16 protein-coding genes are annotated in these 16,150 nt (G+C 72.1%); 5 read left to right on the top strand and 11 right to left on the bottom strand.

Annotated features, from left to right (window positions below):
* Positions 1-51: 51 nt before the first annotated feature.
* Entirely contained in the window at positions 52-1,092 is a 1,041-nt protein-coding gene (locus ACIQI8_RS32300; protein ID WP_402358199.1) for an SGNH/GDSL hydrolase family protein, read from the bottom strand.
* Between the two features lie 161 nt (positions 1,093-1,253).
* Between ACIQI8_RS32300 and ACIQI8_RS32295 the strand changes: the two genes are divergently transcribed.
* On the top strand, positions 1,254-2,642 hold the full coding sequence (locus ACIQI8_RS32295; RefSeq protein WP_124003745.1) for a cystathionine beta-synthase: 1,389 nt from the start codon (positions 1,254-1,256) through the stop codon (positions 2,640-2,642).
* A 512-nt stretch (positions 2,643-3,154) separates the two neighbouring features.
* Here the strand turns inward: ACIQI8_RS32295 and ACIQI8_RS32290 are convergent.
* From ACIQI8_RS32290 to ACIQI8_RS32270, 5 genes are all read right to left on the bottom strand, one after another.
* The gene (locus ACIQI8_RS32290) at positions 3,155-3,580 is read right to left on the bottom strand and encodes a hypothetical protein (protein WP_402359679.1); all 426 of its coding nucleotides are present in this window, start codon (positions 3,578-3,580) and stop codon (positions 3,155-3,157) included.
* 136 nt (positions 3,581-3,716) lie between these two features.
* On the bottom strand, positions 3,717-4,652 hold the full coding sequence (locus ACIQI8_RS32285) for an ABC transporter substrate-binding protein (protein WP_402358196.1): 936 nt from the start codon (positions 4,650-4,652) through the stop codon (positions 3,717-3,719).
* 127 nt (positions 4,653-4,779) lie between these two features.
* Positions 4,780-5,442 carry an ABC transporter permease gene (locus ACIQI8_RS32280; protein WP_402358193.1) on the bottom strand — a complete coding sequence of 221 codons (663 nt, stop codon included), beginning with the start codon at positions 5,440-5,442 and terminating at the stop codon, positions 4,780-4,782.
* The gene (locus ACIQI8_RS32275) at positions 5,442-6,083 is read right to left on the bottom strand and encodes an ABC transporter permease (protein ID WP_402358190.1); all 642 of its coding nucleotides are present in this window, start codon (positions 6,081-6,083) and stop codon (positions 5,442-5,444) included. Before ACIQI8_RS32275 ends, ACIQI8_RS32280 begins: the two co-directional genes overlap by 1 nt.
* On the bottom strand, positions 6,080-7,153 hold the full coding sequence (locus ACIQI8_RS32270) for an ABC transporter ATP-binding protein (RefSeq protein ID WP_402358187.1): 1,074 nt from the start codon (positions 7,151-7,153) through the stop codon (positions 6,080-6,082). Before ACIQI8_RS32270 ends, ACIQI8_RS32275 begins: the two co-directional genes overlap by 4 nt.
* Before the next feature lie 141 nt (positions 7,154-7,294).
* Here ACIQI8_RS32270 and ACIQI8_RS32265 point away from each other — a divergent pair, with 141 nt between their 5' ends.
* The 3 genes from ACIQI8_RS32265 (at position 7,295) to ACIQI8_RS32255 (ending at position 10,435) form a co-directional block, all read left to right on the top strand.
* Complete coding sequence (locus tag ACIQI8_RS32265; protein WP_402358184.1) at positions 7,295-8,875, top strand: aromatic amino acid ammonia-lyase; 1,581 nt, start codon at positions 7,295-7,297, stop codon at positions 8,873-8,875.
* A 23-nt stretch (positions 8,876-8,898) separates the two neighbouring features.
* Positions 8,899-9,735, top strand: a complete 837-nt coding sequence (locus ACIQI8_RS32260; RefSeq protein ID WP_402358181.1) for a MurR/RpiR family transcriptional regulator — start codon at positions 8,899-8,901, stop codon at positions 9,733-9,735.
* A gap of 85 nt (positions 9,736-9,820) precedes the next feature.
* Positions 9,821-10,435: a hypothetical protein gene (locus tag ACIQI8_RS32255; RefSeq protein ID WP_402358178.1), complete on the top strand. Its 615-nt coding sequence runs from the start codon at positions 9,821-9,823 to the stop codon at positions 10,433-10,435.
* Between the two features lie 25 nt (positions 10,436-10,460).
* Here ACIQI8_RS32255 and ACIQI8_RS32250 read toward each other — a convergent pair whose 3' ends face one another.
* From ACIQI8_RS32250 to ACIQI8_RS32230, 5 genes are all read right to left on the bottom strand, one after another.
* A complete protein-coding gene (locus ACIQI8_RS32250; protein ID WP_402358175.1) occupies positions 10,461-10,835 on the bottom strand; it encodes a hypothetical protein in 375 nt (124 codons plus the stop codon).
* Between the two features lie 22 nt (positions 10,836-10,857).
* On the bottom strand, positions 10,858-11,358 hold the full coding sequence (locus tag ACIQI8_RS32245) for a roadblock/LC7 domain-containing protein (RefSeq protein ID WP_402358172.1): 501 nt from the start codon (positions 11,356-11,358) through the stop codon (positions 10,858-10,860).
* 13 nt (positions 11,359-11,371) lie between these two features.
* Positions 11,372-12,214 (bottom strand): transcriptional regulator, encoded by an 843-nt coding sequence (locus ACIQI8_RS32240; RefSeq protein WP_402358169.1) that lies wholly within the window; start codon positions 12,212-12,214, stop codon positions 11,372-11,374.
* Positions 12,211-12,618, bottom strand: a complete 408-nt coding sequence (locus ACIQI8_RS32235; RefSeq protein ID WP_402358166.1) for a hypothetical protein — start codon at positions 12,616-12,618, stop codon at positions 12,211-12,213. The genes ACIQI8_RS32240 and ACIQI8_RS32235 overlap by 4 nt, the downstream gene beginning before the upstream one ends.
* A gap of 169 nt (positions 12,619-12,787) precedes the next feature.
* Positions 12,788-14,281, bottom strand: coding sequence for a diaminopimelate decarboxylase (locus tag ACIQI8_RS32230; protein WP_402358163.1), 1,494 nt, complete (start codon positions 14,279-14,281; stop codon positions 12,788-12,790).
* A gap of 129 nt (positions 14,282-14,410) precedes the next feature.
* Between ACIQI8_RS32230 and hutU the strand changes: the two genes are divergently transcribed.
* A complete protein-coding gene (gene hutU / locus ACIQI8_RS32225) occupies positions 14,411-16,075 on the top strand; it encodes a urocanate hydratase (protein WP_402358160.1) in 1,665 nt (554 codons plus the stop codon).
* Positions 16,076-16,150: the final 75 nt, after the last annotated feature.

Raw genomic sequence — 16,150 nt, 5'->3', positions numbered from 1 at the left:
TTTCCGTGAGCTCTCCCGGAGCCCGGATTCAGGCAACAGCCACGGAGAAGGTCACGGAGTGGCCCGAGCGGAAGGTGCGGACCTCGGCTCCGGTGCCGGTTCGTGCACCCTGCGCCGCTTGCGCCGCTTCAGCAGGGCCCATGGACCCCGCGGACCCGTCGGCATCGCCGCCGTGACCTCCGTACCCGGCTCCGACGCGGCCTCCGCGGCTGCCCGGGCCACCGGCAGGAAGCCCTCGCGGCGGGAGACGTCCGGGCGTTCCTCGTCGGCCGGCCACAGACCCAGGGCCGCGCAGACGGTCGGGAGGACGGCCATCGCGGCGGTGGCGTAGCCCTCGGTGGAGGGGTGGTAGTGGTCGGGGCCGAACAGTTCGCGCGGGTTCGCCTCGAACTCGGGGCCCAGCAGGTCACCGAGGGACACCGTGCGGCCGCCCTGCTCGACCGTGCCGATGGTCTGCGCCGCCGCCAGCTGGCGGGAGGCGCGGCGGGCCAGCCAGCGCAGGGGCTGCTGGACCTGCTCCACCGTCCCGAGGTCGGGACAGGTGCCCACGACCACCTCGGCGCCGGCCGTGCGCAGCCGGCGGACCGCGGCCGAGAGATGGCGAACCGAGCGGGTGGCCGGCAGGTGATGCGTGACGTCGTTCGCGCCGATCATGATCACGCAGACGTCCGGCACCCGGGTCGGGTCCGCCAGGACCAGCGCCACCTGGCGGTCCAGGTCGTCGGAGGTCGCGCCGGGCAGGGCCACGTTGTGCAGGGTCACCTGGCGTTCGGCCACCGCCGCGAGGCCCGAGGCGAGCAGCGCGCCCGGGGTCTGCCCGGCCCGGTGCACCCCCTGGCCCGCGGCCGTGGAGTCACCGAGCATCGTCAGCCGCAGCGGCGGTTCGTCGGGGACCGTGTACGCCGTGCCGTACCGGCCGTCCGCCACCGGGACGCGCCCGCTGGTGCCGTTGCCCACCTGCCGCTTGGCCATCTGCACCTCGGCCAGCAGCAGACCGACGGCGGCCGCGCCGGCCAGCCCGATCCCGCCACCGCCGTAGGCCGCGCCGGCCGCGATCCGCCGGGCCACCCGGGCCCTCGACATTCTCGTCATGCGTCGCCGCCACCTCCTCTTGGTCGTACACCCACTCCTTGCCCCGTACAGACGGTCCGCCAATCTCAACGGGGGGTGAACGACCGTCCTGCGTCAGCTGCGGGCCTTAGGCTGGCGGAACCAACGAAGACCAGTCCTTATGCAAGCAACCGGAGACAACGGTGCATTTCCACGACTCGATGATCAGCCTCGTCGGCAACACCCCGCTGCTGAGGCTCAACAGCGTGACCAAGGGCATCCAGGCGACCGTTCTGGCCAAGGTCGAGTACTTCAACCCGGGCGGCTCCGTGAAGGACCGCATCGCCCTGCGCATGATCGAGGCCGCGGAGAAGAGCGGGGAGCTGCAGCCCGGCGGCACCATCGTCGAGCCCACCAGCGGCAACACCGGCGTCGGGCTCGCCATCGTGGCCCAGCAGAAGGGGTACCACTGCATCTTCGTGTGCCCCGACAAGGTGAGCACCGACAAGATCAACGTCCTGCGCGCGTACGGCGCCGAGGTCGTCGTCTGCCCCACGGCCGTGGACCCCGAGCACCCCGACTCCTACTACAACGTCTCCGACCGGCTGGTCCGCGAGACGCCGGGCGCCTGGAAGCCGGACCAGTACTCCAACCCCAACAACCCGCTCTCCCACTACCACTCGACCGGCCCTGAGCTGTGGGAGCAGACGGACGGGCGGATCACCCACTTCGTCGCGGGCGTCGGCACCGGCGGCACCATCTCCGGCACCGGCCGCTATCTCAAGGACGCCAGCGAGGGCCGCGTGCAGGTCGTGGGCGCCGACCCGGAGGGCTCCGTGTACTCCGGCGGCTCCGGGCGCCCGTACCTCGTCGAGGGCGTGGGCGAGGACTTCTGGCCGACCGCCTACGACCGCACGGTCGCCGACGAGATCGTCGCCGTGTCCGACAAGGACTCCTTCCAGATGACCCGCCGCCTCGCGAAGGAGGAGGGGCTGCTGGTCGGCGGCTCCTGCGGCATGGCCGTCGTGGCGGCACTGCGGGTCGCCGAGCGGCTCGGCCCCGACGACGTCGTGGTCGTCCTGCTGCCGGACAGCGGTCGCGGCTACCTCAGCAAGATCTTCAACGACGAGTGGATGGCCGACTACGGCTTCCTGGAGGACGAGGGCCCCAGCGCCCGCGTCGCCGACGTCCTCAGCGACAAGGAGCACGGCGCGATCCCCTCCCTCGTGCACATGCACCCCGAGGAGACCGTCGGTCAGGCCATCGAGGTGCTGCGCGAGTACGGCGTCTCGCAGATGCCGGTCGTCAAGCCCGGCGCCGGTCACCCGGACGTCATGGCCGCCGAGGTCGTCGGGTCCGTGGTCGAACGGGAGCTGCTGGACGCGCTGTTCAGCAAGCGGGCCTCGCTTGAGGACCCGCTGGAGAAGCACATGTCCGCCCCGCTGCCGCAGGTCGGCTCCGGTGAACCGGTCGGCGACCTGATGTCCGTTCTCGGTGACGCCGACGCGGCGATGGTCCTCTTCGACGGGCGGCCCACCGGGGTGATCAGCCGGCAGGACCTGCTGGCCTTCCTCGCCAAGGGCGGGAAGTAGCGCGAACGTCCGGTGAACGGGGCGTGACGGCGGCGAACTTGCGGCGGCCGGCCCCGGGGCGTTCCTCGTGCCGGACTCCGGAGCCGACTTCTCGGAAGTGGTACGAGGGCGTCACGTCCGCGCAGCACACGCTTAACACGGGTCCGGCACATTGGTGGGTGTCGGCAGGGCGGGAGCGGCTCCCCGCCTCGGCCGACACCAAAACGTCCAAGGACCTCCGGAGCGGCTCCCGGACCTCCATGGACGCTGGATGTGGCCCCGGGCCTGACCCGGTCCACGTCCCTCGCGGGGACCGCCGTCGTCCCGCCCCCCGGCAACGGGGGTGCGGCGGTCCCCGCGACAATCTTTTCGGCGGGGTGTCGAGTGGTCCTCGCCTTATTGCGCACCCGGCGTTCGTGCTGGCGTCTGCTGGGGGCTGCCGCCCCCAGACCCCCACTGTCGGCCTGGACGGCCTCGTCCTCAAGCGCCGGACGGGCTGAGTGATACAGACCGGCATCCAGCGGGCACGCCCCTCAGTCCTCCCAGTCGTCCGCGTTCTTATGGCGTCGCCTGCTGCCGAACAGGTTCGGGTTCATGCGCAGGGCCTGGAAGGCGTTGACGCCCACGATGCCGGCCCAGGTGACGAGGAGGCCGGGGAGGTGGGCCACTCCGCCGCCGATCCCCGAGAGGGGAATCGCGAGGACGAGGGAAACGATGCCGAAGCCGAAACGCTCGCCGAAGGAGTCCGTCGACTTCGAGGCCCTAGAACCCCGGGCGACCACCATCTGCTGCTCGGCGAGCTGCCGGCGCACCCGGCGCTCCACCGCACCGTCGATGCGCTGGTCGACCTTCTCCAGGAAGGAGTCGACCAGCGCCGACTCGTAGTCCTCGCCCAGCTCCCGGCGGGCCTGCAGAGTGGCGTTGAGTTCCTTTTTGAGCTCGGCGTCCCGCGCGTCCATCATGGTCTCCATTCCCGTCATGGGAAACCACGTTAAGGAGCCGGGGCGCTCGCCGCACTGGGGATAGCCCCCCTGTTGGAATTCGGGTTCGCGCCCAGGGCCCCCAGGGACTCCAGCACCCCGCGATGACCACCCATTACTTCGTGATGCCGTGCTGCTTCGCGTACGCGTTCGCCACGTCCTCCGGGTCCTTCTTGTCCTTGTCCACCTGGCGATTGAGCTCGGTGAGCTGGGCGGTGGTGAGGAGGTTGCCGAGCCGGGCCAGGGCCTTGCGGACGGTCGGGTCGGCCACGCGGTCGGCGATGAGGGGGACGATGTGCTGACTGGGGATCAGGTTCAGGGGATCGGTCAGCACCACCCAGCCGTTGGCCTCGATGTCGGTGTCGGTGGTGAAGAGGTTCGCCACGTCGACGTTCCCCTTCTTCAGCGCGCCCTTCACCAACGGCCCGTCGGAATCAAGGGACTTGAACTCCTTGAACTCCACGCCGTACACGTCCTTCAGTCCTACGACGCCCACCTGACGCGTCTTCACCTCGGCGGCGGCGCCGATGACCAGCTTGCCGTTCTGCTTCTTCAGGTCGGCCAGGGAGGTCAGCCCGTACTTCCTGGCGGTCTCGCGGGTGACGGCGAAGGCGTCGGAGTCCTCGGCCGTGCCGTACGGCAGGACCTGCAGGCCGGAAGGGAGGGCGACGGTGAGGGCGTTCTGCATCTCGCCCTCCTGGGAGACCTTGGACTTGGGGTCGAGGTAGGTGAGCAGGGCGCCCTGGTACTCGGGCAGCAGGTCGATGTCGCCGCTCTTGAGGGCGGGGAAGACGATCTCGCGGGTGCCGAGGTTGGGGCGGACCTTGGTCTTCACGCCGGCCGCTTCGAGGGCGGCCGCGTAGAGGTAGCCGAGGACCTGGTTCTCGGTGAAGTTGGCGGTGCCGATGGTGACGCCGTTCTTGCTGGAGGCGTTGCCACCGCCGGCCGAGCCACCGCCGTCCAGGGAGGTGACACCGCTGGAGCAGGCGGACAGGACGGGGACGGCGACGGCCGTTCCGGCGAGGGCGCCGAGGAGTTTACGACGGTTCATTTCACGTTCCTTCAGGTTCGGCGCGCCCCAAAGGGGCGCGGGACCGTGCCGATGTGCGGCTACCGCCACGTGAGCGCGACCAGCCACGGCAGCGCCGCAGATGAAAGACGGCAATCCACCCGAGGGCTCACGCCGTGCGGTGTCGGAAAAGGAATCGCTGGAGGGCCGACAGGCCCAGGTCCAGCACGATGGCGACGACAGCCACAAGCACCGCCCCGCCGAGCACCTGCACGAGGTCGCGCTGGGCGAGCCCGTCGAAGACGTACCGGCCGAGGCCGCCGAAGGAGACGTACGCGGCGATCGTGGCCGTGGCGACCACCTGGATCAGCGCGAGGCGCAGGCCCGTCATGATCAGGGGGAGCGCGAGCGGCAACTCGACCTGGAACAGCACCTGGTGGCCGCGCATGCCCTGGCCGCGGGCCGCGTCCTTGATGTCCGGGTCGACGGCGGTCATGCCGGCGTAGGTGTTCGTGACGATCGAGGGGACCGCGAGGGCGACCAGCGCGATGTACACCGGCCACATGGACAGGCCGCTGGCCAGGAAGACGAGGACCACCAGGCCCACGGTCGGCAGGGCGCGGCCGAAGGAGGCGAGGTTGATCGCGAGGAACGCGCCCTTGCCGGTGTGCCCGATCAGCAGGCCCAGCGGGAGGCCGATCAGGGCCGCGATGAGGGTCGCGAGCAGCGAGTACTGGAGGTGCTCGGCGAGGCGGTGCGCGATGCCGTCCGAACCGGTCCACTGGGCGCCGCTGGTCAGCCACTTGCCGAGGTTCCTGAAGAGTTCGTACATCAGGCTCGCCGCCTCTTCCACGGGGTCAGGACGTACTGGAGGGCGACCAGCAGCGCGTCCGCGACCACGGCGAGCAGGAGGGTGAGGACCACTCCCACGATCACCGGCGTCGGGAAGTCGCGCTGGAAGCCGTCGGTGAAGAGCTGGCCGAGGCCGCCGTCGCCGATGTAGGTCGCGACGGAGACGAGGGAGATCGACATCACGGTCGCGATTCGGACGCCCGCCATGATCACGGGCAGGGCCAGCGGGAACTCGACCGTCAGCAGCGTGCGCAGCGGGCGCGTGCCCATCGCCTTCGCCGCCTCCTTGGTCCTGGTGGGGACCGAGTCGAGGCCCTCGACCGTGTTCCGCAGCAGCACGACCAGCGTGTAGACCGTCAGGCCGATGACCGTGGTGGTGCGGGTCAGGCCGCTGATCGGGAGCAGCAGTACGAAGATCGCGATCGAGGGGATCGTGAACAGCACGTTCGACAGGCCGAGCAGGAAGCCGCGCAGGGGGCGGACCCGATGGGCGACGACCGCGAGCGGGAGCGAGATCAGCAGGCCGAGGAAGACGGCGGACAGCGCGGCCTGGAGGTGGGAGACCGTGAGGCTGGTGAGGTCGTCGGTGTGGTCGCCTATCCACGACCAGTCGATGGTCATGCGGCGGCCTCCGTCTCGGGCGCGGCCTCGGTGCGGGTCCGGGCCGCCGTGTGCGCCCGGCCCGCGTGCTCGTGGATGTTGTCGCGGGCGGAGACGCCGGTGAGGACGCCCGCCGCGTCGACGCGGGCTATCAGGCCGGTGGGGGAGGCGATCGACTCGTCGAGCGCCGCGAGCAGCGAATCGCCGTCGCGCAGCGGTCGGACGGGGATCTCGGCGTCCCGCGTGTTCTTCGGCGCCCAGTGCAGCGGTTTGCGTGCCTCGTCGAGTACGAGGGTCCAGGCGCCGCCTTCCGGTGCCGGGCCCTGCGGGACGTCGGCGAGGGTCTGCAGCGAGAGCAGCTTCAGGCCGCGCTCGGCGCCGAGGAAGTCGGCCACGAAGTCGTCGGCCGGGCGGGCGAGGAGTTCGGCGGGCGCCGCACACTGCACGAGATGGCCGCCGGTGCGGAAGATCGCGATGCGGTCGCCCAGGCGGACGGCCTCGTCGACGTCGTGCGTGACGAAGACGATGGTCTTGTTCAACTCCTTCTGCAGGCGCAGGAGTTCGTCCTGGAGCTGGGTGCGCACCACCGGGTCGACGGCGCCGAAGGGCTCGTCCATCAGGAGTACCGGCGGGTCGGCGGCGAGCGCGCGGGCGACGCCGACGCGCTGCTGCTGGCCGCCGGAGAGCTGGTGCGGGTAGCGCCGGCCGGACTCGGCGGTGAGGCCGACGGTCTCCAGCAGTTCGGCGGCGCGGGCCCTGGCCCTGCGGCGGCCGTGGCCCAGCAGCAGCGGCACGGTGGCGACGTTGTCCAGCACCGTGCGGTGCGGGAAGAGGCCGGCCTGCTGGATGACGTACCCGATGGAGCGGCGCAGTTCGGCCGCGTCCTGTCGGGTGACGTCCTTGCCCCCGACCCGGATCGTGCCCGACGTCGGCTCTACCATCCGGTTGACCATCCGCAGGGTGGTCGTCTTGCCGCAACCGGAGGATCCGACGAGGACGGTCACGCCGCCTTCCGGGATCTCCAGGGAGAGATCGTGGACTGCTGTCGTGCCGTTGGGGAAGCGCTTGTGGACCGCATCGAACTGGATCATGAGTTGTCCCTTGCCCGGCTGTATAACGTCATGCAGAGTTCTTGGTGTCTGAATAGGTTGTCAACGGGTTGGTGTTAATCCGAGGTAACAGATGACCGAAAGGCAAGATCAGGTGTCCCGATTGAGGGGAGTTTGAGCTTTATGTCGTCTCGGATCGTGGACACGCCGCTGGGAGCGTCGGTCGGCTCATCGGCCGGCCACACCGGCCTGGTGGTCCTCGACGGCGTCGGGCTCGGCATCGAGGACGTCGTCCGCCTCGCCGACGGAGCCGCCCGGCCGGTGCCCGGCACCGACGCGATGAAGCGGGCGGGGGAGTCCTGGGACGCCGCCCGGCAGATCGCGGCCACCGGACGCGTCTACGGCCGCTCGACCGGCGTCGGCGCCAACCGGAACGAGGACGTGCCCACCGAGGCCGCAGCCGAGCACGGCCTGCGCCTGCTGCGCAGCCACGCCGGCGCCATCGGCGACGAACTGCCCGCCCGACAGGTCCGCGCCATGCTCGCCGTCCGCGCCAACCAGATCCTCGCGGGCGGCGCGGGCCTGCGCCCCACCGTCGTCACGGCCCTGTGCGAGGCGCTGGAGAACGGCGTCTACCCGCTGGTCAACGAGTTCGGCTCGGTGGGCACGGGCGACATCGCGGCGCTGGCGCAGATGGGGCTCGCGCTGGCGGGGGAGCATCCCTGGCGGGGCGGTGGGGAGGGTGACTCCGTCGGGAACGGTCCCGGTCCCGCGGCGGGCGCCGTCGTCGGCGTCCCCGAGGCGCAGCCGCTCGACAACAACGACGCGCTCGCCATCATCAGCAGCAACGCCCTCACGCTCGGCCAGGCCGCCCTCGCCCTGCACGAGCTGCGCGGGCTGGTGGAGGCCACGCAGGTGGTCGGTGCGTTGTCGATGCTGGCCGTCGACGGGTCGCACGAACCGTACGCCGCTCCCGTGCACGCGGCCCGGCCGCACCGGGGGAGCAGCGAAGTCGCCCGGCGCATGCGGGAGTTGATCGGTGCCGCCGACCGGCCCACCCCGCCGCTCGGCCGGATCCAGGACCCGTACGGCTTCCGCTGTCTGCCGCAGATCCACGGTCCGGCCCACGACGCGGCCGACGCCCTGGAGGCGGTCCTCGCGATCGAGATCAACGCGGCCGCCGAGAACCCGCTCATCTCCCCCGAGGACATGGCCGCCTACCACCACGGCGGCTTCTACCAGGCCCAACTCGCCCTCGCCCTGGACCACTTCAGGCTCGCGCTCACCCAGGTGGCCCGGCTGTCGACCTCGCGGCTCTCCTCGCTCAACGAGCCCGCGTTCACCCGCCTCAAGCCCTTCCTCGCCGACCAGGAGCCCGCCTCCTCCGGCGTGATGATCCTGGAGTACGCCGCCGCCGCGGCCCTCGGCGACCTGCGGGCCTTCTCCGCTCCCGCCTCGCTCGGGCACGCTGTACTCTCCCGGGGCGTCGAGGAACAGGCCAGCTTCGCCTCGCTCGCCGCACGCCAGACGCTGCGCGCCTGTCGCGCGTACCGTCTCGTGGTCGGCTGCGAACTCGTCGCCGCGGTGCGGGCGCTGCGCCAGCGCGGGCTGCGGCCCGAGCCGGAGCTTCCGGTGGGCCGTGCGCTGGAGCTCGCCGAGTCGGTGCTGGCGCAGGACCAGGCCGACCGGCCGCTCACCGACGACGTGACGGCGGCGGCCGCGCTGCTGGACCGGTTCACGGACATCTGGAGGGGGAACGCGTGACGAACGCGGAGAGGGGCACGACCGTGGCGGACACTGCGGCGGGGCGGCTGCAGACGCTCTTCGAGGGGCACCGGCTGACGCCGACCCAGCGGCGCATCGCGCACAGCATGGTGCGGCGGGCGGCCGACGTGCCGTTCCTGTCCAGCGTCGAGCTGGCCGAACTCGCCGGTGTCAGCCAGCCCTCGGTGACCCGCTTCGCGGTCGCCCTCGGCTTCGACGGCTACCCCGCGCTGCGCAAGCACCTGCGCGAGGTCGCGCCCACCGAGCAGTCGGCCGACGCGGGCTCCTACAACGAGTACCAGCAGGCCGTCGAGGCCGAGATCGAGAACCTCAGGCATCTCGCCGAACTGCTCGCGGACCCGCGCCCGTTGCAGAAGGCAGGCCGCCTGCTCGCGAGCTCCCGCCCGCTGCCCGTCCTCGGCCTGCGCGCCGCCGCCTCCCAGGCCTACGGCTTCGCCTACTTCGCCGCCAAGGTCCATCCGGACGTACGGCTGCTGAACGAGGGCGGCACGATGATCCACGACCGCATCGAGGCCGCCGTGCGCGCCGGGGCGACCGCCCTGCTGTGCTTCGCGCTGCCCCGGCACCCCCGCGAGGTCGTGGACACCCTGACCTTCGCCAAGGGCGCGGGCCTGACCGTGGTGACCGTCGCCGACTCCGCCTTCGCGCCGGTCGCCAAGGCCTCCGACCTGCTGCTGCCCGCCGCCGTCGGCACCGGCCTCGCCTTCGACACCGCGTGCGCCCCGATGCTGCTCGGCCGGGTCCTCCTGGAGGCCATGTGCGACGACCTGCCGGACGCCCAGGCCCGCCTGGAGGAGTTCGACGCGGGGGCGGCGGCGCGGGGGCTGTTCGTGGAGTGAGACGTGCCGTCCCGGGCGGTGCGTTCTCAGCTTCGTCTCACGTTCGCTCACTAGTCTCCCGGCCGGACGGGACTGTGTCGTGAGGATGAGGAGGCGCGACGTGGCGCGCGGAAGTGGAGATCGCAGAGCCCAGGGTCTGACCCGGGTGGCTGTCGTCGTTCGGGCCGGAGCCGCCCCGCTGTGGTGGTCCGGGGTGTTCGCGGCCGGTGTCGGCGTGCTGCCGCCGGGCATCACCGGGCGCCGGATCGGAGTGATGGCGGGGGCCGCGCTGTTCATCATCGCGGCGCTCGTGGTGTCGTACGCGCGCCGCAAGCGCTACCTCGCCCTCGCCCGCGGAGCGACCCGGGCCGGCAAGCACGACGTCCTCCAGGACCGTGCGGTCGGCGTGCGCAACTGGCGTCGCGGGCACCGCTGGTGGCTGCTGCTGGCGTTCCTGCTCGCGGTGGGCTCCTCCTTCGCCGTGCCCGCGGCGGGCGGCATGCTGCTGGCCGGCGCCGGTGTCGGACTGCGTCTGAAGGCCGCCTGGCTGGGCCGGCGCGAACGGGCCGAGGACGCCCTGCTGTGGGTCCGCGTCGACTGGCTCGCCGACAACGGCGGCCGTCCGGCCGGCAAGTCCGTCAAGGCCTACCGCAGCACGGGCATCGCGGCGGGCGACGCGGCCCCGGGCGGGACCCGCCGCCGCACCGCGGCGCTCGTCTAGAGGTCGTGGGCCGAGCCGCCGCCCGTCACACCTCCAGGTCCTCCTCGATCTTCTTCAACTGGTGGCGGGCCATCGCCAGGTTGGCCCGCTTGGCGTCCAGCACCAGGTAGAGGAAGAGACCGTTGCCGCCGCGCCCGCTCATCAGGCGCAGCAGGTGGTACTGGTCGGACAGCGTGATCAGGATGTCCTCGATCTGGCCCTTGAGCCCGAGGTGCTCCATCGTGCGCATCTTGGCGCGTACGACGTCGGTGTTACCGGCGGCGGCCACGCCCAGGTCGAAGCTCTTGCTGCCGCCCAGCGTGCCCAGCGCCATCCCGCTGGTGTAGTCGACGAGCGCGACCCCGGTCGCGCCCTCGATGGAGGCCAGTGCCTCTTTCAGCGAGGTTTCGGTGTTGGCCATGACTCTGCTCCTTGGGTTCCTGTCAACTTTCCGTGGTGGTGCGCGCGCTGGTGTTCGTGGTGCGTGGAGCGCGCGCCGTTCTGGTCCGTGCGGGGGTGGCCGGCTTGAGGGCCGGCTTCGTGGGCTTGGGGACCGCCTTGGCGAGCGCGGCGGCCCGCGCGTCGACGAGTTCGCCGACGCGGGCCCCGGCCCGGCGTCCCTCCAGCAGCAGCCGCCCGACGTTCACCCGGTCCTGGGCGAGCAGCGTCAGCACGGCCCCGCCGCCCGCCGCGTACGTCGCCACATAGCCGTACACACCGCGTACGAGCACCTCGCGGACCTCGCCCTGACCGGTCGCGTCCGCCAGCCTCGCGGCGGCCGTGTGCGCGGTCGCCGCGAGCGCGGCCATGCTCTCCGGGTCGACGCCCGGGGTGTCCTGGGCGAGGACCGCCCCGTCGGCGCCGGTCGCAAGGGCGCCGGTGAGCTGCGGGACGCGGGCCCTCAACCGGCGCAGCTCGTCCAGGATTTCGGGCTCGGCGGCCATCCGGTGTCTCCTCTCAAAGGGCCTCCAGCGCATCCCTGAGCCTCTTCAGCAGCGTGACGTGGGGATCGGGTGGAAGCTGTCCGGCGGCTGGGTCCTCGTCGGCGTCCGAGTGGGCGGATTCGGGCGCCTGGCCCGGCCGGCGGATGCCGACCGCGCCGGCCGCCGTCAGCCGCCGTACGTCCACCAGCGTGTGGAAGGCGGGCCGGCCCAGCGCCCGGGCGATGTCCGTCGCCGTGCGGACCCCGTCCACCAGCGCCAGCACCGAACGCTGGCGGCGGGTGAGCGCGGGCACCTCGGTGCGCTCGGCGCGGGTCAGCGGGGCCTCGTCGGGGCCCGGGTCCGGCCAGAGCCGGTGCAGCAGGTCGCGCCGGCGCAGCGTCTCGCGCTCCAGGTCGGCCACCGGCACCGGATGGACGGGGCTCGGCTCGTGCGCGGAGCCGTAGCGGAACCGGCCCGGCGCGCTGCTGGGCCCCAGCGTGAAGTACGCCGCGTCGTACACCGCCGCCAGATGGCACAACTCCAGCGCGCCGACGGCGAGTTGTCCGCTGTCGACCAGCCTGCGGCCCACGTGGTACCGGTCGCCCGCCTCGGCCAGCGCCTGCTGCCAGGCCTCGGGACTGAGCGTCCCTCGCGCCGTCAGCAGGACGTCCAGACCGGGGGCGGACGCGCTCTCGGCGTGCACCACCAGGCCCTCGGCGAGGTAGAGCGAGCCGCGCTCGCGGACCAGGACGCCGGTGGCCCGCTCGGCCGCGAGCCGGGTCAGCATCGGTGAGACACCGCCCCACCCGCGGTCGCTCGCGGCCGCCTTGTCCCGCACCGGCAGGCGCGGCGGCTCGGTCGTGCGCACGGCGCTCACGCCAGCACCAGCCGTTCCGCCATCTCGGCGAGCCGGATGCGGGCCAGCGCCAGATTGCCCTCGGCGCGGGCCAGCCACAGGTGCAGGAACACGCTGCCGTCGAAGGACGCCCCCACGAACCGGAGCACGTGGTAGCTGTCCCGGTTGCTGATGATCAGATCCTCGACCGGCGGGTCCGCGTCGGCCGCCGGACCGGCCTCGGGGTCGTCGTCGGGTGCGAAGGCGTGCTGCTCGGCGGCGAGCCGGGCGAACTCGGCGGCCTCCACGGCGGCGGCCTCGTGGTCGCCGCCGGGCGACTCGCCCACGGTGCCCAGGGCGAGCCCACTGGTCCAGTCGACCAGTGCGGCGCCCCGAGCACCGGGCAGTCGCATGGCTTCCAGCAGACACTCGTCGATTCCGGGCACCGTGGCTCCCCTCCTGCCTTGGTTTCGGCTGAGTGACGCCGAAACTACGCACCGTGTGCGTGAGGGGTGAGGGATCTGGCATTTTCCGGCGGAACATGCGGCGGGGGATTAGGGTGGGTCAACTGTGCCTGTTTTCTCCCCAGTTGAACATCGTGTCCCGCGGGACACGTCAACCGCGCCCGGGTGCGCGCCGGGTGGTGAGCGCATCCGCGTACGCCCCGCCGGATTCGGCCACGATCTCGTCGAGACTCTGCGCCCGGCGGACCGTCGCGAAGGAGACGCCCCCGCCGGGCCCGTCCTGCGTGAAGCCGTAAATACCCGGCCGGGCCAGGGAGTTGTAGGCGTAGTGGTGCGCGAAGTAGTACGCGCCCGTGTCCAGCGCCGCCGCGTAGTCCCCCTGCTCCAGGAGCGGCAGCGAGCGCCCCTCGGCGAGCAGGTCGCCCGCGAAGCAGGCCGGTCCTGCGACGTCCTGCACCACCGGCGCCCCCGTCCTGGGGCGCCCCTTCCCGTCGTACGCGGCGATCCTGAGGGGCCACGACCCCGGCACGTACACCGTCCGCGTCGCCACCTGCACGCCCGCGTGCGTGACCGCGATCGGCCGTCCGCCCGCGCTCTTGGTGTACTCCACCCGCGCCACCACGGTCCCGTGCTTGGCCAGCAGCGACCGCCCGAACTCGGTCACCAGCCCGTACCGCCCCGAGAACAGCCCCGGCACGGCCTCGCCGAGCAGCCGCGCGTACTGCGCGTAGGTCGGCGTCTCCGTGTCCGAGCCGAAGTTCACCGGCAGCCCGCCGCCGATGTCCAGCGTGTCGATCTGCGGGCGCCCGATGCGCCGGTTGATCTCCTCGGCGAGCGCGTACGTCTGCGCCACGCCCTGCGCCAGCAGCGAGAGCGGGATGCCCTGGGAGCCGGTGTGCGCGTGCAGCCGGGTCAGCCACGGGCGCTCCGCGTACGCCCGCACCACCCACTCGCGCGCCCCCTCGTCGCGCAGCGCCACCCCGAACTTCGAGGTCTCCGTCGCGGTCGAGGTCGCCCCGATCGACCCGCCGCCGACCTGCGGATTGACCCGGATCCCGAGCGGCGAGCGGCTGGTCGCCGACCGCATCAGACCGTCGATGCGGTGCAGTTCCTGCGGGTTGTCCGCGTTGACGGCGATCCCCAGCGCCAGCGCCTCGCGCAGCTCGGCCGGCGTCTTCGCGGGCGAGTCCAGGACCGTACGGTTCGGCGGCACCCCCGCCGCGCGCGCCAGCGCCAGCTCGCCCGGGCTCGCGACCTCCGCGCCGATGCCCTCCTCGCGCAGCAGCCGCAGCACCGGCACCAGCGGGGTCGCCTTCACCGCGAAGGCGTGCAGCACGGGCGTGCCGGGCGCGGTGACCGCGTCGAACGCCGCCCGCAGGGCCGCCGCCGACTCCCGGATGCCGGCGACGTCCAGCAGGCCCACGATGGGGATGTCCGGTCCCAGCAGCCCCTGCTCCACGGCGGCCCGCACGGCCTCGTCCCGGCGCGCGGCCCGTCCGCCCTGGTCAGCGGTCCGGTCATCGGTCCGGTCATCGGGCCGGCCGTCGATCCGGATGGTCGGCTCGTCGTCGGCTTCCCTGCCCGTCGCCCCGCCTGTCGCCCTGTCCACGCCGTCCCCCGTCCTGTTGTCTTCACCTGCGCCCATGCGTCCAGCCAAACATCCACAGCGCACCGGTAGAGACGCCGGGAGGTGTTGACTAGTTCTATTCAGGACGCCAGGATGTGAATAACCGCTGTAAGAGTCCACCGGGAGCAATCCGCTAGGAGGCAGACCATGTCAGGACCCCGCCCCGTACGAGCGCCGCGCGGTACGGAACTGAGCGCCCTGGGATGGCAGCAGGAAGCCGCCCTGCGGATGCTGCAGAACAACCTGGACCCCGAGGTCGCCGAGCACCCCGACAAGCTCGTCGTCTACGGCGGCACGGGCAAGGCGGCCCGTGACTGGCGCTCCTTCGACGCCATGGTCCGCACGCTGCGCACCCTGAAGCAGGACGAGACGATGCTCGTCCAGTCCGGCCGCCCGGTCGGCGTGATGCAGACCCACGAGTGGGCCCCGCGCGTCCTCATCGCCAACTCCAACCTGGTCGGCGACTGGGCCAACTGGGAGGAGTTCCGGCGCCTTGAGGCCCTCGGCCTCACCATGTACGGCCAGATGACGGCCGGTTCCTGGATCTACATCGGCACGCAGGGGATCCTCCAGGGCACGTACGAGACGTTCGCCGCGGTCGCCGCGAAGAAGTTCGGCGGCACGCTCGCCGGGACGATCACCCTCACCGCGGGCCTCGGCGGCATGGGCGGCGCCCAGCCGCTCGCGGTGACGATGAACGACGGCGTCGCGATCTGTATCGACGTCGACCCGCGCGCCATCGAGCGCCGCATCGAGCACCGCTACCTCGACGTGAAGGCCGACTCCCTCGCGCACGCCCTCCAGCTCGCCGTCGAGGCCCGCGACGCCCGTCGCCCGCTCTCCATCGGCCTCCTGGGCAACGCGGCGGAGCTGCTGCCGCAGATGCTGGCCGAGGGCGCGCCGATCGACATCGTGACCGACCAGACCTCGGCGCACGACCCGCTGGCCTACTTGCCGGTGGGCATCGCCTTCGAGGACATGGCCGACGCCGCCGCGAAGGACCCGGCGGGGTTCACCGTCCGAGCCCGGGAATCCATGGCTCGGCACGTCGAGGCGATGGTCGGGTTCATGGACGCTGGCGCGGAGGTCTTCGACTACGGCAACTCGATCCGTGGCGAGGCCCAACTCGCCGGGTACGAGCGGGCGTTCGCCTTCCCCGGCTTCGTCCCCGCCTACATCCGCCCCCTCTTCTCCGAGGGCAAGGGCCCCTTCCGCTGGGCGGCGCTGTCCGGCGAGGCGTCCGACATCCACAAGACGGACAAGGCGATCCTCGACCTCTTCCCGGAGAACGAGTCCCTCCACCGCTGGATCAAGCTGGCCGGCGAGCGCGTCCACTTCCAGGGCCTCCCGGCCCGCATCTGCTGGCTCGGCTACGGCGAGCGCGACAAGGCCGGCGAGCGCTTCAACGACATGGTGGCTTCCGGCGAGCTGGCAGCGCCCCTGGCCATCGGCCGCGACCACCTCGACTGCGGGTCCGTGGCCTCCCCGTACCGCGAGACCGAGGCCATGCTCGACGGCTCCGACGCGATCGCCGACTGGCCGCTGCTGAACGCGATGGTGAACGTCGCCTCCGGCGCGTCCTGGGTGTCCATCCACCACGGCGGTGGGGTCGGCATGGGCCGCTCCATCCACGCGGGCCAGGTCTCGGTGGCGGACGGTACGGCTCTCGCCGGCGAGAAGATCCGGCGTGTGCTGACGAACGACCCCGGCATGGGCGTCATTCGGCACGTGGACGCCGGGTACGACATCGCGGAACGGGTCGCCGACGAGCGGGGCGTGCGGGTGCCGATGCGTGAGGGTGGGGGCGAGTGACCCGGCGTGACGTCGAGCACGGCGACGGTCGGAACGACTGCCCACAGCCTGTGGCCGGTACGGCCGGTGCGCCCG

This window comes from Streptomyces sp. NPDC092369, assembly GCF_044755245.1.
In the GTDB taxonomy this organism is placed as follows: domain Bacteria; phylum Actinomycetota; class Actinomycetes; order Streptomycetales; family Streptomycetaceae; genus Streptomyces.
The sequence above is the reverse complement of the archived record's forward strand: the minus strand, read 5'-3'. Positions and strand labels throughout refer to the sequence as shown.